A 20,117-nucleotide genomic window follows, 5' to 3' on the forward strand; every position below is an offset into this window, starting at 1 on the left:
AGTTTTTTAATTTTATTGTTGACGGAATTGGGAATCAGCCTCAGTCAGAAATTTTAATATATAAACAACTCAATCAAACAATTATGTTGACTTACCAATTTTGACTTTTATTTAGGCTGCCCATCGAGCCGAACGAATAATTGCTTCTTGATCCAGTAATCTTAAAACCTGTTCTCCCTTTTCATCAAAAATCCACTCTCCTTTTAAAAAGGGAGCCATGCCATCTGCAATATTTGTGGACATTTTTAGCTTCTTTTCGTCAAGCCACTCCATTTCCACGATTCGTTCAACTGCTAATCCTAATATACTGTCTTGGTCTTCTACTGCAATTACAGGAATCTCAGATTTATCTGTATTGATTGGGATTTGATCTCCGAGGAATTGACCTAAATCGGCTACCCAAATTACTCGTCCCCTTAAATTTATCGTACCTAAAAGTAAAGGAGAAACATTTGGAATTACTGTAATACCTTCTGGAGATTGAGAGATAACCTCTCGAATATCCATTGCTGGTAAAGCGAACTCATTGCCTGAAGGTAGATAAAATCGCAGATGAAGTTCTCCTTCAGGATTTTCTAGTTCTTGAATCCCCGTACCTTGGCCTGGTAAAAAGTCTTGATTGCCAACCATAGTTTTGAACAATTTCCTATCTTCTTAACAATTGTTTAACTGTTCCTACCAGTTCTGTGGGCTGAAATGGTTTAGCAATGTAAGCATCTGCACCTTGCTTTAAGCCCCAGTAACGGTCAAATTCTTCTCCCTTAGAAGAACACATAACTACTGGAATATTCTTAGTTTTAGGATCGGATTTAATCCTCCGACAAACTTCATAGCCGTTCATTCTTGGCATCACAATATCTAGTACCACTATATCTGGTTTAGTATTCTTAAGTCGTCCCAAAGCTTCTACTCCATCATTAGCTACAGTAACTGCTAATCCACTATTTTTGAGAAGTTGGGAAATCATTTCTCTTTGGGTAACGCTATCTTCTACAACTAGAACTTTACTCATTTTTTTCTACCTGATAGCTTTGGTTTGGATTTATTGATAATTAAAACATATATATTTATTAACATTTTCTAGATTGGCTTTTTGCCCTAGCTGAATTAATTTAGATTTATAACCAGCAATAAATATCTATTTGGTTCAAAATTTAACTTTTTGGTAAATCTGATTTATGATCACAGTATTTGTATTTATTAACTGGTTTTATCTACTTAATAAGTGAGTTTTTTGCTATAATATACACCTAGATAGGTGTATATTTAGCTATGATAGTTATGTATAAATTCAATACATATTTTATTGCATACTATCTATATTATTACTTTAATTTGACAACTTAATAGTGGACAATTAATCACTATTCTCTTTAGCTTAATGTAATATAGTTGAACCAGAAACTTTGTCTGTATTAAGTTCTAAGATCAAGGCTTTTGGCCCGCTGACTAAAATTCAGATGGTAGCCAATGGTACTTCAAATGATATTATATTTCCTCTTGACAATCTTCTATAAAATATGTGTATATCTCTAAAATGTTTCAAATTTTCTTGTTTTTGTATTTAAGTCAAAAGTCAAATTAAATGTAAATTTTGTCATAAATATTTTCCTAACTCTAATCTCGAACAGATTATTACTTTGATTTTCTGATTATGGATTAAGTATTTTGAAATTTTGAAAAAGTTTTGTCAACTTGATAGTTTATGGCTATTCCTGGTCCAATGTACTGTTCTACCAACATTAGTAATTCACTTTCTCCAAAAGGCTTAGTCAAGTAGTGCGTAGCTCCAACTATTCTGGCTTTAACCCGGTCTATAAAACCCTCTATACCAGTGAGCATAATAATAGGTGTTTGACGAAATGCTGTGGAGTTACGTAGCATTGCACAAATTTCATAGCCATCTAGTTCAGGCATAGCAATATCGCATAGAATTAAGTCTGGCTTCATCAGAAATACTTCACCTAATGCTTTGAGAGGATCGCTTAAGCTGGTTGCTTTATAACCATTCTGATTAAGAATTAATTCAACCTTTTCCCGAATAATTACATCATCATCAATACACACTACTTTCTGAATTTTTGTTTCTCGTTGTAATGGCTTTGGTTTTTTGATCGTGCTTGTTTCTGAAGATTGATCAATTAGTTGCACTATCCCTTTTTGCACAAATGGATAAATAGCCTTGGCTACTGTTAATACATCTCTGTTTAGATATCTAGCAATTTGCTGCATAGATGTCTGGCCATCTGACCAATTTTTTAATCTATTATATATGTGGGGTTGTAATGCTTTCTGTAACTGAGCTGGATCTGCAATGACTGGACACTGTTCAGCAGAGTGAATATATGGAGAAAACTGATTCCACTCTTGTATTTGCTTGATAATTTTGGCCAACAACGAGCTGATTTCAAAGGTTGTTAACTGAGGTGTGAGAGCTGGACTAAGATCGAAGATAAATGATCCTCGACGAAGACTTAGTAAATTAAAGAGAGTTTCACGAACCATATTATGGATAATTCCACGTCCCTGAGCTGGTGTAAGAATTCCTTTTTCCAGAAAAGCCCATAAATATCCATATTCAGGTGCATGAACAGACGCAAAAGAAGGAACTTTAATATTGTCAATCTCTTGATCTGCTTTGTAGCGACGTAAATAGTCTCTTAAACGAGATAAGCTACCCGCACTTTGGGTGGCATAGATTATTTTACCATTGAGAAAGAAGACAAACCAAGATGGTTCTGTGGGGAAGTGGTGTTGGGGTTCGGCAACATTATTGTTAACTGATGAGCTGTAAGATTCCACAAACAGTTCACCAGTTCGCTGACCTAACTCTATAAGTTGCAGGATGCTGCGGATATCAATTTCACTCAAATTTCCCTGCATGCAGCTTGTAAAATATAACTTTTGATGAACAATTTATAATATATCTAGGGAAGATTAATATACCCTCTCATTTTTTCAAAAACAAGCAAGTATTATAATCAATAAGAATAAGCTTTGAGATAGTTAATGTTATCTTAGGGAAAACTATATAAACTATACTCTTACTTGACTACTTATGTCTCAAGCGCGGATGTCTAAATATCATAAGGCATTTGTGCAGTAGTGCCAAAGTTCGATCATATCTTATAAAGTATATCGAGCTAAAGTTATATGGTATTGCTATGCTTTATGTTACCTTTACAGTTATTTTGATTTTTAAAAAAATCACAAATATGTAATTTTGGAACATAGTTTTTTACGATTATTAATTTTTAAAGTAATATATTTTCAGCTTAATACTACCTACCTATCGATTATTTCAAAGCCTAATAAGCTATAGTTATACATACGCCTTGCTTTAATATTCTACTTTAGATTCCTAACTTTTAGATATAACCTAATAAAGCAACATTTTATTAAAATATAGTTCATATAATTTTTATTACTTAAATTAAGATTTTTGTAGATGTACAAAAATAATATATATACTTATTACTAAATTTAACAAATACAATTAATAAGTAATATAATACTATAATATAATAATAACTAAAGAAATAAACTAGATTCTGAAAAAAAAAATTCAGTTAAAAGTATCTTGACTATACTAATGGGTTGCCTATAACCTAAAACAATAGTATCTTAATTAAAGTTAAGGAACGATAGAATACTTACGATTAATTTATATGGTCGTAAAATCTTATAAGTAAAAAAAAATTAATATTTCTTAAATTAAAGGCAGTATAGCATATAGTATTTGCTTTACTGGTAACATAAAAAACTACAAAAATCAAGCTTTTAGCATAGAAACCTCAAGAGGATAACATTGTGCTGTATTTAGCAGAAGTACAAAAAAGACCAAGTGGTTTTGGTCTAGGTGGGGGTAAAACTGATTTGAAGCTACTAGCCTCTCAGCGTGGTGAACATAATTGGGTGGCTGTACCTGGGGAAGAAGTTATTCCAGCTGATGAAGCTAAGGAATTTTCTCCTGGTTCATTGGTGTTAGTAGATTTGAACAATAGTAAGCAGGTGCAGCAAATTCAAGATGCTGCCCGTCAGTTGGTGAAAATTCTGCAAAATTTCTCTCGCTCTCAAGAAAAATCTAAGACACAATGGGAGGAAATTGAGCAATGGAAAGCTTCTCTAACTTTTCAGGCCCAAGAATTGAATCGTAGAGAAATGGAATTGCAGGCTAAGGAAGAACAGCTTGAAGAACTACAAGCGGAAATTGATAGGTTGGAGCAACAACGTCAGGAAATTAGTCAAGCTCAAGAAGCATCTCAGCAACTTCAGAAACAGATAGAAAAATATCGAGAAGAATTAGAAGCCACTCGCTTAGAATTACACAAACAACAAGAAGAGTTTAACCAAAATCAGGGACAATTGTCTCAAGGGGCAGTTTTAGATGAAGATCAATCTCAGTATATTCGAGATGTACTGACTTGGTTGAATGAGGCGATCGCTCCGACAAATCTTTTGGGAGAAAAGTTAAGTCAGTCTTTAGAAATAGTTAGTTCTCAACAGGAAAGTCTAGAGCAACATGGACAAAGGCTGAAAGAAGTGCCAAATACTAATTCTAGTGAAGAACAACAGGAAAATATAGAAAGTTTGGTTAGTCATGTCCAAAACCAATGGGTAGAATGGCGACAAGACCAGGAGTCTTTAGCCGAATTGATTTCGGAATGGAGGTCGCAACAAACTTTATTGGCAAGTAAGCAAGAGTATCGTCAAGTATTGAATAGTCAAATAGAGATACAGACACAACTTTATGAGCAACTGAGTCATCTATCAACAGCATTGGAAAATGATGGTATTTCTGAGAAAGTAGATGTTGAAGCTCTGGAAAAAATTTCTCTTAATGAGTTAGAGCAACTGGTTCAAAGTTTACAACAAGACTTGCAAAGAGATATGAGTTTTGTTAAAGACCAGGAAGAAGAATTAGCATTACAGCAGCAAGAAATGGATGCTTTGCAAAGAAGAATCGATCAAGCTACTGAATATGACAGAATTAGCTTAGAGTCAGAGCTTTCAGATGAACAAGACTGTTACAAAATGTTAAATGAATCTTTAGTCGGTTCCCAAAGAAACCTTAAGGAAAGGCAAGAAATATTAAGTCAACATCAAGAGGTTCTCTGGCGCAGATTAGGTAGTTCTTCTGGCCAACAACAGCAAAACAAAATAGACTTAAAGCCTACAATGTCACAGGTTGATGCTCAAAGGCAGCAGCTGACAGATAATTTACAAAGTTTAGAAGCTGAAATTCAAAAAATACAAACAAATGTTGCCCAAAAAGAAGAAGTTATTAATAGTCAGACTCGGCAACAAGAAGCGAAAAAAAATGAAATTGAACAACTAGAGTTGAGTTTACAGGAAAAGCAGAAGGCAAATTCACAAGGAGGAAATGAAGCTATTTATCAAGAAGTTATGTTACCTATGCAAGATTATCTTGAACAACTCAAGCAGCAACTAGAAGAAGCGGTAGGAGAAGTAAGTCAAGTACAGTATATAGGGACACAGGTGGATCAGTTACAGCAAGTCCTTCAAAATATAATTGGTCAAGCGGATTGAAAAAGGCAGAAGGCAGAAGGGAAAATTTTATGGGGATAGTCTTTGACACGCCACTCAGCGTCTACAAACCCCAAGCAATTTTAAGCACCGTATAGATGGCAGGGTATCAAACCGATAAAAGAAAAGATAATGCGGGACTTATAGCTCTCCGAACCCCCCATTAGTTGAACTTAAAATATAGCAATCAGGAATCAGATGTGAGAATTGAGGTGTTCCTTTAAAGCATAGAATATAGCAGTTATCTTATTCTTATGTATTCGTTTCTTCCCTCCATACCTCCATACCTCCATACCTCCATACCTAAAACAAAAGTCTCCAAATCTCACAACTAAAACCATATTGCTATATTTTCTACTAAATTCACGCAAAGGTAGTTACATCTTAAATTTGTGATTTATTCCTACAATAAAAAAATCAATATTCCATAAAATCTAAAAATTCAACCTTTTTGATTATGTTTTTCTTTTCCTATTCCCTATTAGACTAATAAAATCCAAGGATGTTGAACTTTGGCGATCGCTCCACCAGGAAATGGGTCTGTTTGAGAACGGTTAGGAGCATCAATTAGATTTGTTAGTTTTTCAATATGACTGAAATTAGGATGAATAGGTAAAATTTTTTGTAAGATATGTCTTATTGCTCTTCTTCGTAATGCTAGAGGAGCTTCGCGTAATACTAAACGATTAATAAATTGGACCTGTTGAGACTCAAGCTCAGAAATATTGAGATTATCTATATCTATTTTTGTCACTTTCTCCAATAGCTTTTGTGTCTCATTTTCAAGATAATCTACTTCTGCACTTAGTATTTCTGCCGTTTGTGCTAACGATAGTTCAGCTTGAGGATTAAACTGGCGTAGCATAGGAAATAATTCCAGGCGGATACGGTTACGAGCATAACGTAAATCTTGGTTTGTAGAATCTTCCCAAATACCAATTTTTTGCTCTTGACAAAAGTCGCCTGTTTGGCCACGAGTAATTTCTAATAAAGGGCGTATAAGTAATAAAGAGGAATTTCCTGTCAGAGGACGTTGCCAAGTCAAAGCTTGTAGGCCATCAGTACCACTACCACGAATTAAATTATATAAGAGAGTTTCTGCGCGATCGCTAGCTGTATGGCCAGTTACAATGTATGGACAATTGGACTCTAAAGCAATTTTACTTAAGGTTTGATAACGCCATTTTCTAGCTTCCGCTTCACTTTGATAAACTCGGTCCGCTACTGCTAAAAAGAATGGCAGTTGCCAATTTGTTGCTAAATTTTTCACATAATTAGCATTAGCTTCTGAGTCTGGTCTCCATCTATGGTCACAATGAGCTATTGCTAAATACCAACCCCATTTTGATTGTAAATCTAACAGTAACTTAGTTAGGCTTATAGAATCTTGACCACCAGATACTGCGATTAATATTCTTTGGTTTTCTGGTAATAATTTTCGTTGACGTAATGTTTTATGTAGTTGGTCATGTAGTGGTGTCCAATTTTTATTTGGAGATTGATTCACTGGGTATATAAAGAGATAATTGGAAATTAGGAAGAAAGAAGAAATTTTATTTTTAAAGAAGGTTAATTTGCAAGAGTATTTTTTTTATAACAGTTTTCAAATGTAATCTTCAGTAATCAACAGTTAAATTTCACCATTAACATTATCTTGAATGAATTTTTGACAAGCAAAACTAACTACAACCTCTAATTTTACGAGTATGATCGACTAAACTTTGAGCAAATTTATCAAAACGTTCCGATATTTTTTCATTCAATAATTTACCATCACTAGAAAAAGTATTCCAAGCCTGACCAATAGCAATTTGTTCCGGAATAACCCAAGCATGAACCCATCGCATAATTAATCGTAAATGATTCAGTGCATTACTATTTGATTGACCTCCCAAAACACTAATTAAACCTGCGACCTTTCCATCCAAATGTTCAAAACTCATCAAGTCAAGGGCATTTTTCATAACACCACTAACACTACCATGATATTCTGGCGTGGCCAAAATCAGACCATCAGCTTGCTTAACTGTTTCTCGGAGTAGCTGTACATCTGGATATTCTGAATAATCATCCTCACCATTACAAAAAGGGAGATTAAGCGATCGTAAATCCAATATATTCACCTCTACACCGAGAGCTTCTACTTTCTGAATTGCTATTTCTAGAGCTTGCTGACTATAGGAAGCAGACCGCAAACTACCTCCAATCCCCACAATTTTTACCATGATTTTTGACTAAATTATAGTTTCTGTTATACCATACTTGTTATCAGATAATTTAAAATAAATAATTAAACGATGTATCTAACTTGACAAGTTAATCTATATAATTAGGCTAATGAAAAAAGCCATAAATCAAAGGAAATTAACTTAAAATCATATTACTAATTTTTGTTTTGCAATTAGAGACTAGGAAAATTCAATCTAAGTCATATTTTTAATCTATTTATTTGACATTTTATTTGACATTCAGCCGTTAAATCAAACGCCGTTAATTTCTGTGGATATTTTGTGGTGTAAAATTTAAGGTCTTTTTTGAGATTACTTTAAGATAGTGTTTTTTGCATTTCCAAAATTTTATTTATTATCTAATATCTAAAAACCCCAACGTTGTACTTATGACTGTATCTTTAGTTACTACTACACAAGCTGCTTTTTTACTCAATATTTCCACTGGTCGGTTGCGGGAGTTACTCAACCAAAATAGAGTTATCGGTGCTTACAAGGTAAAAAGACTTTGGATGATTCCTCTCAACCATCGAGGAATGCCAGGAATTAAACCCGGTCGTCGTGGTCCTCAAGGAACTTGGAACAAGAATAGACGGACAGGCAATACCTTTATTCATGTTCTACGAAAGACTATTGACTATAACCGAGACAATAAAACTTCTCATCCGGCAGTTGCCGTGAAAGTGGGAAGTAAAAAGGGTTATTGCCATGCTCTGAAAATTCATGGACCTTGTCAAATCATTTATCAACCTCACGATCCAAATAAAAGTCAAGCTGGTGGGGCTCGTCTGTGGATTGAAGTAGAACCACAACATATTGTAGAGCGAGTATATTTTTCGGATGGGGATTACGGTCCTCCTCCTGAAGTGGTTGAACAGAGAGCGAGGTTCAAGAATAAAAAATCAAAAGCCAAAAATAGAAAGCCGAAAAAGAAGGGTAATCAGAGAAGAAATTAAATAATTGATATAAATAGTTAGTTGGAGAAAGAAGACTTTTCAGCAGTGTCTATGTTTTGTTCTATTTTTTGCTGTCTAGTTTCGGCTATTTATATAAAAAAAGATGTAGCGATCGCCAAAATAAGTCTCAATTTTATACTTCATTTTACAGTTTTCCCTTGGAGGTTATAAATCTAGTTAAGAAGCAATCTTAAAGAAGCAAGAATCCCATACCATAACTATAATTATTGAAGTTGGGAACATCAAAGAAGTCAACTTTTTGCATCTATCTAAAATAGATTTAAAGCAAAAAGCCTCACCTACTGGTAGAGGTAGATGAGGTAGGCATCTAATAACATTAGTTAGTTCTTCTTATTCTTCTTCGTCTTAATCTTCTCTCAACTAATACTTTTAGTGAGAAAATTTTTGGATTATGTATCTCAACTAGCATTGTCATAGCAAGAGAAATAACTCGTTTAACTCCTTCTTTTACTATTTCAGTTACTACTGTTTCACTGCCTTTACTCAGTAGAGACTTACTCCAAGTTTTGAGATTTTCTTTGAATGAAGGGTGATGATAAATATATCTATAAGTGTCTATTTTTTCACAACTTTAAACTCAATTGCTCATCGGTCGGAGCAAAACCCAAATGTCTCCAAGCTGGGGAAGTAACAACCCGACCGCGAGGAGTACGCTGCTTGACATCCTCCCGACGCTGCTCTACGAGACAGCGCGGGATTCCTTAACATCACTGTTAGGGGCTTTCTGTTTCATAGCACCCGCCTTCCGGGGTTTACTCCCTTCAGGTCTTACGGTCGCTCCACAGACTGATACTGCGAGTCCCGCAGCCAAAATATTTATACTAGCGTTAATATCTCGATCGTGGTGAGCTGCACATTCTGGGCAATCCCACTCTCTAATATTTAGAGGTAATTTTTCCACTACATGACCACAATTAGAACAACGCTTAGAACTAGGGAAATATCTGTCAATTTTAATTAGTTGACGACCGTACCATTCTGCTTTGTATTCTAATTGCTTAACTAATTCTCCCCAGTTGGCATCACTAATTGCTCTTGCTCGTTTGTGATTCTTGACCATATTCTTTACTGCTAAATCCTCAACGACAACAGTTTGATTTTCTCTGATTAGTTGAGTGGTTAGCTTATGGGTATAGTCAAGTCTTGAATCTTTAATTCGGGCGTGTATCCTGGCCACTTTCAGTCTGGCCTTTTGATAGTTATTAGATCCCTTAGTTTTTCTAGATAGAGACTTTTGAGCCAATCTCAGTTTTTTGTCTAATTTGCTTAGATTCTTAGGGTTAACAAATGTTTCTCCATCACTGGTAGTAACTAAACTGGTAATTCCTAAATCAATACCAACTTGTTTGGTTACTGGGTTCAGTTTTAAATCTCTAGAGTCATTGACTCTCAGAGACACTGACCATCTCCCAGAAGGGTCAAGTTTTACGGTAATTGTACTTGGCACACAGTTTTGGGGCAACTGCCTACTCCATCTAATAGGTAACGGTTCAGAAAATTTAGCCAAATATACTTGACCATCTTTCCACTTAAATGCGGACTTTGTGAACTCAGCACTACCACCATTGCGCTTTTTCTTAAAGTTGGGATATTTGGCACATCCACTAAAGAAGTTGGTAAAAGCTGTTTGTAGATGTCTTAAGCCTTGCTGTAATGGAACACTGCTAACTTCTTTTAGGAAATCTAAATCTTCCTGTTTTTTCCAGTTCGTCAGCATAGCAGAAGTTTGCTTATACCCTACTCGTTCTTTGCTTTCATGCCAAGCTTGAGTTCTAGCGGCTAAAGCTTTGTTGTATATGAGGCGCACACAACCCAAAGTCCTCCGCAGCAAATTTTCTTGCGACTGAGTAGGGTAAAATCTAAATTTGTACGCTTTTTCAACCATATACTGTTTACTGATTCAAGACTGGGATTTTAGCATATCATGTGTGAAACCGCAACATTGATTGGTTTTCCCATACGACGCTCCCTTGCGGGAGAGCGCGGGTCTTCAACCAACGTTGAGATAAATAATAAATCTCATAGCAAAAAATCTTACGGCGGTTCATAACTCCTGATCTATAAATTATCTATAAAAAAACTAAACTACAGCATTTTGCGACTCAAAAAACTATAACAAAAACAAATAGCTTACCTCCAAAATCATAACTAAATTAAAATTTCACAGTTTTAAACTCAACTGCTCATCGGGTGGACTAAAACCCAAATGCCTCCAAGCTGCAGCCGTCACAACCCGACCACGAGGAGTGCGCTGCATAAACCCAATCTGCATCAAATATGGCTCATAAACCTCCTCAATAGTTTGAGCATCCTCTCCTGTCGCTGCTGCCATTGTCTCTAAACCAGCAGGCCCACCATTATAATTTTCAATCATCGTCCTCAATAAATTACGGTCTGTCCAATCTAAACCTAGAGGGTCAACATTAAACAACTCTAAGGCTTCACTTGCTACCTCAGCATTCACAGGGGTCAACTTTTTCACTTCCGAATAATCTCTCACTCGCCGAAGTAAACGATTAGCAATTCGAGGCGTACCCCTGGAACGACGGGCAACCTCCTCAGCACCATCCTCTGTAATATCCGTATTTAAAAGTTTTGCTGCTCGGAGAATAATTAGACTCAGTTCATCAACCTCATAAAAACGTAACCTCTGGATAATTCCGAAGCGATCGCGCAGAGGGGAAGTTAGAGACCCTACCCTGGTAGTTGCTCCGACTAAAGTAAAAGGTTTGAGAGGAAGACTCCGAGTCTTAGCAGTTTTACCTTGACCCACTGTAATATCTAACCGAAAATCTTCCATCGCTGGATATAGAATTTCTTCTGTCATTTTGGAAAGGCGATGAATTTCATCTATAAAGAGAACATCCCCTTTTTGTAAACCTACTAGCAAACCTACTATATCTCTCGGTTTTTCAATGGCAGGGGCGGTAGTAATTTTACAGTTAACTTCCATTTCTGCTGCCAATATTAGAGACATGGTAGTTTTCCCTAACCCTGGAGGGCCATAAAGTAGCAGATGGTCTAAAGGTTCTTTCCTCGATTTAGCCGCCGAAATCGCAATATTTAATACTTCTTTCAGGTCTTTTTGTCCGATATATTCTGCTAACTTTTGGGGTCGAATTTTTTCTTCGTTGTTACTATTATTTTTGTCTTCTGCAGTTGTCTGTGCTTCTAATAAAGCTTCTATTTCGTCTGTTTCACTTTTGGATTTTGATTTTTTGGTTTTATATGAACTTTTACTTTCTGAGGCTAAGAAAATGTTTTTATCTGGCCTTTCTGGTTGTGGAGATTGTTTTTTGGAAGATATTATGGCCATAGTTGGGAAATGAGTTCTAACATCCTTATTATGATACAAAGAGTTGATTTAATTAATTGTCCTTCACTATGACAACATCATTATCTGTACCGGAAAATTTAACATTTGAAGAAGCGATCGCCTTGACTCAAGAAATAATGACTGAGATGGAAAAAGGCCAGATATCGGCAGCCGAAATAGAATCATTAATTGGAGATTTAGTCAAAAGTAAAAATGGTGCTAGAGGATTTTTCGTTGCATATCTTACAGACTCTAGACCTTTAGCCGATAATCCCTCACCATCAATATTTAGAGCGCTGGAATCATCTCCAGAAACAGTGACAGAATTATTAGTCAAAAATTTGGCCATGTGTTCGGCAATGGTAGTCCATCATCAAAGAAATCAAGACCAGGAGACAGCCTCCCAATCAGAAACAGTGCGATCGCGAACCACAAGATTAATTAAAAGCATGGATATTCCCAGCTTAAAAGGTGAGATTGAGGAGTTATATCAAAGTACAACTACTGGAGTGGGAAATTACAAACAGTTTCTGGAACGTTGGGGCTACGATGATGAACAATTAAAGGTCATTCAGCAAGCAATTGAACCATTACTTTCTTAGTTTTTTATTAGCTTAAACATTTAAGTATACCACATATATCTTGTAATAACTTTAATTTGTAGAGAGTATTTTGAGCAATGCCCTGATATAATCTCAAAAACTGTAGCCGTCTACTAGCAAAAAGTGATGAAACTGCTGATTGTGTAGTAGATGGAAACAGTAGATTATATACACTTAATATGGGCAATTTTGCTTGAGTGTGGTGTAGAGGAAAAAACGGAAAATAGTAGGACTATGAAAGGAATTGTCCGCGAAACTAGCAGGGTTAGTAGGTGGCTAACCGTGGTAAATACTTATTGGTTGGTAAATCTGAACCTACTATTAACATTAGTACGAAGAGATTTAGAAGCTAGATATAAAGGCTCAATTCTGGGTAATTTATGGCCACTACTTAATCAACTATCCCAACTTTTAATTTATACCTACGTCTTCTCAATTATTCTTAAAGTCAAGCTTAACCTAGAAGGGCTACCTGAAGATAGTAAGGTTACTTTTGGATTATGGTTATTTGCTGGGTTAATTCCTTGGCTAGCTTTTACTAATGGATTAACTCAAGCTTCTGGATCTGTGATTGGACAGCCCAACTTAGTCAAAAAAGTAGTATTTCCCCTTAGTTTACTACCTTTAGTTCCGGTTTTTTCAACTTTTATAGAAAGTACATTTGGATTAATAGTTTTAACAGGAATGGTATGTATATCATCTGGGGTACTCCATCAAACATTATTGCTATTACCGATAGTATTTTTACCGCAGCTTTTATTAACGGCAGGTTTAGGTTATTTTACCGCAGCATTAACAGTATTTTTACGGGATATTCCTCAGACTTTAGGAGTAATTTTAAATCTTTGGTTTTACGTTACACCGATAGTATATCCGGCATCTGTAATTCCTGAAAATTGGCGAATATGGGTATTTTGGTGTAATCCTTTAACAGCGATCGCTGAAGTATATCGAGACCTGGTTTTAGTAGGAGAAATTAAACACTGGGGAGAGTTAGGAATTGCTGCTTTGATGTCTGTATTAATATTTTATTTTGGCTTTTGGGTGTACATAAAATTACGTCCGGCTTTTGCAGATGTTTTATAAATAAAAATATCTTTTTCTATCAAACAAATAGATAGTATAGTAATGCTGACAAATACTTACTTTTTCAATAATCAAAGCTCTGTGAAAATTTTACCTTGTGGGTGTACATAAAATTACGTCCGGCTTTTGCAGATGTTTTATAAATAAAAATATCTTTTTCTATCAAACAAATAGATAGTATAGTAATGCTGACAAATACTTACTTTTTCAATAATCAAAGCTCTGTGAAAATCGAATAATTAATAATTAATTATTAATTGTTAACTACCAGTCTTACCTGTTATATAAAAGATGAAAAAGTGTTTCCTGACGGAAATGCTGAAATTCTGATAGCTAGTTAATATTTCCCAGAAAATTCATGGCTGAAACTGTAATTTCACTGCAAAATGTTTCTAAATGCTTTAAACGATATGGGCATCCGGTAGACCGTTTAAAAGAAATTCTATTCCCAGGAAAAAGTCGTGCTGATGAATTTTGGGCAGTGCAAAATATAAATATAGAAATAGAAAGAGGGCATACTTTAGGAATTGTGGGGCGGAATGGTTCGGGAAAAAGTACTCTTCTACAAATAATTGTTGGTACTCTTACACCGACAACTGGAACGGTAAAAGTTCAAGGTAGAGTTTCTGCACTTTTGGAACTTGGGAGTGGATTTAATCCAGAGTTTACAGGTAGACAAAATGTTTTTTTTAACGGTCAATTATTAGGATTAAAACCATCAGAAATAGAGGAAAAATTTGATAAAATTGCTGGTTTTGCTGACATTGGAGATTTTATTGACGAGCCTGTAAAAACTTATTCTAGTGGAATGTTTATTAGGTTGGGATTTGCTGTGGCGACAAGTGTTGATCCAGATATTTTAGTAGTTGATGAAGCACTTTCGGTGGGAGATGAAGCATTTCAGAGAAAGTGTTTTGCTCGTATTCAAGACATTCAAGAAAGGGGAGGTACAATTTTATTTGTATCTCATGCTGCTTCAACAGTTGTACAACTTTGTGATTCAGCAATTTTGATGGATCATGGTGAAATGTTACTTTATCATGCTCCTAAATATGTGGTATCTAAATATCAGAAATTAATTTATGCTTTTCCTGATAAAATTCCATCAATTAGGGAAGAAATTCGTCAGATTCCTAATTTAACAGTTAAGGATTTCTTGGATGATGAAGAAACAGATGAACAATCATCTCAATCAGAACAAAGTAGTGAAAATAAAATTTCAGAATCAACAGAATATGAAGAAATTTATGACCCGGAAATGATACCTTCAAATACGATACATTATCCTAACAAAGGGTCGGAAATTATTGACCCTCACATTATTACTTTGGATGGTAAGAGAGTAAACCATTTAATTAATCGTCGAGAATATTACTATACCTATACAGTAAAATTTATTAACTCTACATCTAAAGTTAGGTTTGGAATGTTGATTAAAACTCTGAGTGGATTTGACTTAGGTGGAGCATCATTACATGGTTATACTAAATCAGTAGAATATATAGAAGCACAACAGAAAGTTATCGTTAAATTTAAGTTTAAATGTTTGCTAAATCCTGGGGTATATTTTTTAAATGCTGGAGTTGTGGGTATGGCAGGCGACCATCTAACTTATTTATCTCGTTGCATTGATATTGCTATGTTTAGAGTACAGCATTGTAGTGATTCATGTGGTACGGGAGTAGTTGACTTTTTAATAGAACCTAGTTTAAAGATTAGAAATATGACATTTATATAGCAATTACCATGCTGGTAAGGTACAAAATTCGTTTGTTTTAGGCAACAGGCAACAGGCAACAGGCAATAGTGAAGTAAAGATAAAAGTGTACCTCACGCTTACTGAGAAATCCTATATAACTGAGAAGAAAAGGAGTTATACCAAATTGATAAATTTTTGCTACAAATAGCTAGGATATTTCTTAGGAGTCAGGAGTCGTATAGGAATGGCTTCAATACCAGTTTTGAGCTAGGAAATTCTCTTTTATGTCAAAGAGACATCTCCTTTAAAGTCTTTTAATCACGCTTATTATTCGTAACATTCTTTTTTCAAAATGGTATTAGGTAGAGTTTCTATCTATAGAGCAACGCAAAGGAGTTTGGAGTGAGCAGGAATACAAGTATATTAATGCTAAATAGTTGTGGGAAAAATTTTATTGTAGCTATTGAAGGAGAAAGAAATAAAATTAATTTTAAAGTAGATTTCAATAATTGATAATTGATAATTGATAATTGATAATTGATAATTGATAATTGATAATTGATAATTGATAATTGATAATTGATAATTGATAATTGATAATTGATAATTGATAATTGATAATTGATAATTGATAATTACCTATCCCTAAAAGGAACAGGATTGAATAAAAGGAAAATTTTTTCTCTCTTGGTCGATTGGATATGGCGAGGAGACCCGTTCTTGCAGACCCGCTCCGAAGATCGCCATCCCACCCTACGGGAAGCTCCGAAGAGAGAACTCCGTTCCGCTGTCGCGAACGACCGCTTGTTTCTCCTTTAAAGGAGAGGCTTTAAACCTTAATTATTCGGTAAATACTTTTAATTACAGCCGTAAATTATAGCAGTTTCCATTAACATAAAAAGCAGATATTTTGGCTTAAAGGTAGAAGGCAGAAGTTCTGTAGTCTACCTTTGTGAAAACTGCTATTAAGTTAAATAAAAAATACTCTTCTTATGCTTATGTATAGCAGAAGGAAGGATAAAGAAGGAAAAGTATTACTTTGTCTGAGTTTTAGACTTTTGAACTGTGTTAATCTTTCCTTCGACTGCTATAAAATTAATACAGTACAATACGGTTCAATTAAGAATTTTTTGGGCAAATATGTGATGTACAAAAGTTGATTTTTACGCTTTCTATCAGATAAACTTTTGTCTGCTCTGAAGCATATTGAATTACAGTCAAATTATCTTTTGTATGGCAGGTTTAATACCCCACAGTCATTTCAGTTATCAGTTAATAGTACCTCCTACTGTTTGCGCAGCATTCCGTAGGAAAGCAGAAGGCTTAAAATACTGAATTTTCTTTTTTTGTCCTCTTTACAAGGGGAACCTTGAAATCTAATTTTCTACTCAAAGGGAGTGCTTAAAATTGTTTGGGGTTATAAGACACGAAGTGGCGTGTAGAAGATTATCCTCATGCAATTTTTCCTTAAGCATAACTTCCTTCTTTATTTGTACTTCTCCTAAAACCTAACACCTATTTAAAAATATGAATCCTGAAAAAAATGAAATAGATAATCAGCTAATTATAGATATATTTATTCAAGACCAAACTAGAAAACCTGAAGAAATCAAGGTAAATATTCATCCACAAGATGAAATGTATCTCTATGCTTTGAAAAATACTGAAGGAAACATTGATGAAGCACTACTACGATATTTTTCTAATGGTAAAAGAATATTAGATGCAGTTAAACAAATTGTAGAATGGCATTTTGATGGCTTTGAAAATATCTCTTCTTTTCTAGATTTTGCGAGTGGGTATGGGCGTTTTAGTAGATTTTTAGTTCAGGAAATACCAGTTCATAAAATTTGGATTTCTGATATTTATCCTCAATCAGTAGAGTTTCAAAAAAAATTATTTGAAGTAGAGGGGATAGTGTCAACTAATCATCCTGAAGATTATCAACTAAATCAAAAATTTGACTGCATTTTTGCCTGTTCATTTTTTAGTCATACTCCAGAAAATACTTTCAGTGGTTGGTTAGAAAAGTTATATAGTTTGTTGACAGAAAACGGCATATTAATCTTTAGTACCCATGACTTATCTTTAATGACTATAGAGACAGAAAAAGATGCAGAAGAAATTTACTTTACTCCAGAAAGTGAGAGTCTTTTTCTCAAAACTGAAGATTATGGAGTTACTTATGTAGGAGAAAAATGGGTAGGTAAAATTATTCACCAAGCAACTAAGGGAAAAGCAAAATGGCATCGGATTAAAAAAGGTCTTTGTGGATACCACGATCTATATATTCTGTGGAATAAAGAAGGAAGAAGGAAGAAGGAAGAAGGAAGAAGTTATAAAATCAAAAGTCAAAATTCAAAAGTAATAAAGGAAGAAGTTTTTATCAATTCAAAAGTCAAAAGTCAAAAGTCAAAAGTTGGAAAGGAAGAAGTTGGGAAGGGAGAAGCTATCAATTCAAAAGTCAAAAGTCAAAATTCAGAAGTTGGAAAGGGAGAAGTTGGAAAGGGAGAAGCTATCAATTCAAAAGTCAAAAGTCAAAATTCAGAAGTTGGAAAGGGAGAAGTTGGAAAGGGAGAAGTTAAAAAGGGAGAAGTTCAGGAACAAAGAGATAAATTATTAAACTTTTATTGTCATCCTGATGGTGGTTGTAGAAGTATCGAAGTTACATCTACAGGAGACATTTATATAGAAGGATGGGCAGCAGATATTAATCCTGAAGAAAAAGTAGAAGAAGTAGCTGTTTTAGTAAATGGAATAAAAGTAAAAAGCTGTTTGCCAAAATACGAAAGCAAAATTCAAAAATATCAATGGTCATGCAGCATTAACAGCGAACATTTATCCCCAGATGACGTTATCTTGGTCAAAATTATTAATAATTTCCATTTAGAGCGAGTCGTTAATATTTCTCCAGTTAATTCCATCGTCTTATTACCACCAAACCATCTATTACTCAGAATTAGTGGCAACTCTAGTGTTAAAGCCTTTCTTAGTTCATTTGATGACCTAAAATATACAGTAAAAAATTATCTGCAAAAAGCAGGATTTGATTTTCATCAATTTGAGAATATTCTAGATTTTGGCTGTGGAGTAGGACGTTATTTAATGGCATTTAAACCAGAACTTTTGCCCAATCAAAAACTATTTGGTTGTGATGTTTTTCCTGAATGTGCTGAATGGTGTGAAGAAAATATCAAATTTGCTACAGTCAAACATAACAATATTCAACCTCCATTACCTTTTGAAAATAATCAATTTGACCTAGTTAATGCTGTCTCAGTATTCACTCACCTACGTTTAGATTTACAACATCTTTGGGCCTGGGATATTTATCGAGTATTACGCCCTGGTGGAATATTATTTATGACACTTCACGGACCTCAATTTTTTCCGATAGTTTATGATATTTTTCGCACTGGAAATACTCATCAAGCTGAAATGTATAGTATTGGAGAAGAGGGATTATTTTTGTATCTAGACCATCAAGGAGAAGTAGATGGTCAAGGTCAACATACTGTTTCAGCAGTACATACACCAGCAGCTTATCAGGAAATATTTTCTATGTTCAAACATATTAAAAGATTTCCTCAAAGTAATATGGCAAATGGGCAAGATTTATATATTTTACAAAAGCCAATTTCTGGTGGTTTAGTTGCTCAACCTTTAAGTAGGAAGAAGGAAGAAGGAAGAAGGAAGAAGGAAGAAGTTGGAAGGAAGAAGTTGGAAGGAAGAAGTTGGAAGGAAGAAGTTGGAAGGAAGAAGTTAGAAGTCTCAGAAGTCAGAAGTCAGAAGTTAGAAGTTAAGAATTTTGGCAAGGAGGAAGAAGTTGGAAATGCAAAGGAAGAAATAATAGGAAAAAAGATAGAAGCGGAAAAAATACTCATATCTGATAATGAAGAAACTAAAAATTTGTCGGATAGCCAAACAAATAGGCAAGTAAAAACAGAGGTTGAGGAACTACCTTTTTTTGATAGTGGAGAAACTTGGAAATTTGCTGAAAAAATTCTGCCGGGTAGTGATAAGTGTCAGACTGAAATTAAATTTCAAATTGAAGGTCAAAAAAGATTTCGAGTTTATCCACAAATAGAACCTATTGCTGCTTATTCAATAGAATGTGAAATTGAGATTATTAAGAGTGAGGATGGAAAAATATTAGTGCAAAAAACTATTCCTTTTAATCACAATCATATATTTGGCAAAACTAATTATGCGGTAGTAGAAGTAGAAATTCCTCGGTATTCTGGGGAAGTATTTGTCAGATTAACTACTGTAATTACAGATAGAATATCCCTAGCAACAGAGCAGGAAGTAATGGTATCTTGGAATTTTGCAAATTTTGCTTAAAATCAGGAGAAAAATTAGATGAAATTATATGGGGTAGTAGAAGTAGAAATTTATCAGTATTCTGGGGAAGTAGTTGTCAAATTAATAGTATCTTGAAATATTGCCAATTTTGCCTAACATCAGTAGAAAAATTCAATGAAATTATATGCAGTAATAGAAGTAGAAGTTCCTCAGTATTCTGGAGAAGTAGTTGTCAAGTTAAATGCTGTAATTATAGACAGAATATCCCTAGTACAAGATGGCGTAAATAACTGACCAGTTACAAAATTCTCAAACAATTACAAATCAAAAATGATTGACTTTTAAATGCTAGACTTT

At 34.6% G+C, this 20,117-nt stretch carries 13 protein-coding genes; 6 read left to right on the forward strand and 7 right to left on the reverse strand.

The genetic code is table 11. The annotated features are described in order from the left end of the window. Positions 1–111: 111 nt before the first annotated feature. The 3 genes from F6K27_RS07975 to F6K27_RS07985 form a co-directional block, all read right to left on the reverse strand. Positions 112–630 (reverse strand): chemotaxis protein CheW, encoded by a 519-nt coding sequence (locus tag F6K27_RS07975; protein ID WP_287274959.1) that lies wholly within the window; start codon positions 628–630, stop codon positions 112–114. A gap of 16 nt (positions 631–646) precedes the next feature. After that, on the reverse strand, positions 647–1,012 hold the full coding sequence (locus F6K27_RS07980) for a response regulator transcription factor (protein ID WP_124143464.1): 366 nt from the start codon (positions 1,010–1,012) through the stop codon (positions 647–649). A 647-nt stretch (positions 1,013–1,659) separates the two neighbouring features. Beyond that, the gene (locus F6K27_RS07985) at positions 1,660–2,883 is read right to left on the reverse strand and encodes a response regulator (RefSeq protein WP_287241243.1); all 1,224 of its coding nucleotides are present in this window, start codon (positions 2,881–2,883) and stop codon (positions 1,660–1,662) included. A gap of 927 nt (positions 2,884–3,810) precedes the next feature. Here F6K27_RS07985 and hmpF point away from each other — a divergent pair. Next, a complete protein-coding gene (gene hmpF / locus F6K27_RS07990) occupies positions 3,811–5,550 on the forward strand; it encodes a pilus motility taxis protein HmpF (RefSeq protein WP_287274961.1) in 1,740 nt (579 codons plus the stop codon). A gap of 478 nt (positions 5,551–6,028) precedes the next feature. Here the strand turns inward: hmpF and tilS are convergent, their stop codons facing one another. Together tilS and F6K27_RS08000 are read right to left on the reverse strand one after the other, a co-directional pair. Beyond that, positions 6,029–7,054 carry a tRNA lysidine(34) synthetase TilS gene (gene tilS, locus F6K27_RS07995; protein WP_287274962.1) on the reverse strand — a complete coding sequence of 342 codons (1,026 nt, stop codon included), beginning with the start codon at positions 7,052–7,054 and terminating at the stop codon, positions 6,029–6,031. A 172-nt stretch (positions 7,055–7,226) separates the two neighbouring features. Further along, positions 7,227–7,772 carry an NADPH-dependent FMN reductase gene (locus F6K27_RS08000; RefSeq protein WP_287274964.1) on the reverse strand — a complete coding sequence of 182 codons (546 nt, stop codon included), beginning with the start codon at positions 7,770–7,772 and terminating at the stop codon, positions 7,227–7,229. A gap of 392 nt (positions 7,773–8,164) precedes the next feature. On the opposite strand from F6K27_RS08000, the gene F6K27_RS08005 reads away from it, so the two are divergent. Beyond that, a complete protein-coding gene (locus F6K27_RS08005) occupies positions 8,165–8,731 on the forward strand; it encodes a helix-turn-helix domain-containing protein (RefSeq protein WP_287274966.1) in 567 nt (188 codons plus the stop codon). A gap of 700 nt (positions 8,732–9,431) precedes the next feature. On the opposite strand, the gene F6K27_RS08010 is transcribed toward F6K27_RS08005, so the two are convergent. Both F6K27_RS08010 and ruvB read right to left on the reverse strand, forming a co-directional pair. Beyond that, complete coding sequence (locus F6K27_RS08010; RefSeq protein WP_287274968.1) at positions 9,432–10,637, reverse strand: RNA-guided endonuclease TnpB family protein; 1,206 nt, start codon at positions 10,635–10,637, stop codon at positions 9,432–9,434. Between the two features lie 276 nt (positions 10,638–10,913). Next, the gene (gene ruvB / locus F6K27_RS08015; RefSeq protein ID WP_287274970.1) at positions 10,914–12,068 is read right to left on the reverse strand and encodes a Holliday junction branch migration DNA helicase RuvB; all 1,155 of its coding nucleotides are present in this window, start codon (positions 12,066–12,068) and stop codon (positions 10,914–10,916) included. A gap of 68 nt (positions 12,069–12,136) precedes the next feature. On the opposite strand from ruvB, the gene F6K27_RS08020 reads away from it, so the two are divergent. The 4 genes from F6K27_RS08020 to F6K27_RS08035 all read left to right on the forward strand — a co-directional run bounded on the left by F6K27_RS08020 (position 12,137) and on the right by F6K27_RS08035 (position 19,799). Further along, entirely contained in the window at positions 12,137–12,670 is a 534-nt protein-coding gene (locus tag F6K27_RS08020; protein WP_287274973.1) for a hypothetical protein, read from the forward strand. 234 nt (positions 12,671–12,904) lie between these two features. Next, entirely contained in the window at positions 12,905–13,756 is an 852-nt protein-coding gene (locus F6K27_RS08025; protein ID WP_287275064.1) for an ABC transporter permease, read from the forward strand. Between the two features lie 358 nt (positions 13,757–14,114). Further along, positions 14,115–15,494 (forward strand): ABC transporter ATP-binding protein, encoded by a 1,380-nt coding sequence (locus F6K27_RS08030; RefSeq protein ID WP_287274974.1) that lies wholly within the window; start codon positions 14,115–14,117, stop codon positions 15,492–15,494. Positions 15,495–16,982: 1,488 nt separating this feature from the next. Beyond that, entirely contained in the window at positions 16,983–19,799 is a 2,817-nt protein-coding gene (locus tag F6K27_RS08035; protein ID WP_287274975.1) for a methyltransferase, read from the forward strand. The last annotated feature ends 318 nt before the right edge of the window (positions 19,800–20,117 follow it).

The sequence above is a fragment of the Okeania sp. SIO2F5 genome, assembly GCF_010692685.1.
Lineage (GTDB): Bacteria > Cyanobacteriota > Cyanobacteriia > Cyanobacteriales > Microcoleaceae > Okeania > Okeania hirsuta.

Bases quoted from the DNA above. Each gene is read 5' to 3' on its own strand.
- F6K27_RS07975 (WP_287274959.1), bottom strand. From the start codon at position 630: ATGGTTGGCAATCAAGACTTTTTACCAGGCCAAGGTACGGGGATTCAA.
- F6K27_RS07980 (WP_124143464.1), bottom strand. From the start codon at position 1,012: ATGAGTAAAGTTCTAGTTGTAGAAGATAGCGTTACCCAAAGAGAAATG.
- F6K27_RS07985 (WP_287241243.1), bottom strand. From the start codon at position 2,883: ATGCAGGGAAATTTGAGTGAAATTGATATCCGCAGCATCCTGCAACTT.
- F6K27_RS08000 (WP_287274964.1), bottom strand. From the start codon at position 7,772: ATGGTAAAAATTGTGGGGATTGGAGGTAGTTTGCGGTCTGCTTCCTAT.
- F6K27_RS08005 (WP_287274966.1), top strand. From the start codon at position 8,165: ATGACTGTATCTTTAGTTACTACTACACAAGCTGCTTTTTTACTCAAT.
- F6K27_RS08010 (WP_287274968.1), bottom strand. From the start codon at position 10,637: ATGGTTGAAAAAGCGTACAAATTTAGATTTTACCCTACTCAGTCGCAA.
- ruvB (WP_287274970.1), bottom strand. From the start codon at position 12,068: ATGGCCATAATATCTTCCAAAAAACAATCTCCACAACCAGAAAGGCCA.
- F6K27_RS08020 (WP_287274973.1), top strand. From the start codon at position 12,137: ATGACAACATCATTATCTGTACCGGAAAATTTAACATTTGAAGAAGCG.
- F6K27_RS08025 (WP_287275064.1), top strand. From the start codon at position 12,905: ATGAAAGGAATTGTCCGCGAAACTAGCAGGGTTAGTAGGTGGCTAACC.
- F6K27_RS08030 (WP_287274974.1), top strand. From the start codon at position 14,115: ATGGCTGAAACTGTAATTTCACTGCAAAATGTTTCTAAATGCTTTAAA.
- F6K27_RS08035 (WP_287274975.1), top strand. From the start codon at position 16,983: ATGAATCCTGAAAAAAATGAAATAGATAATCAGCTAATTATAGATATA.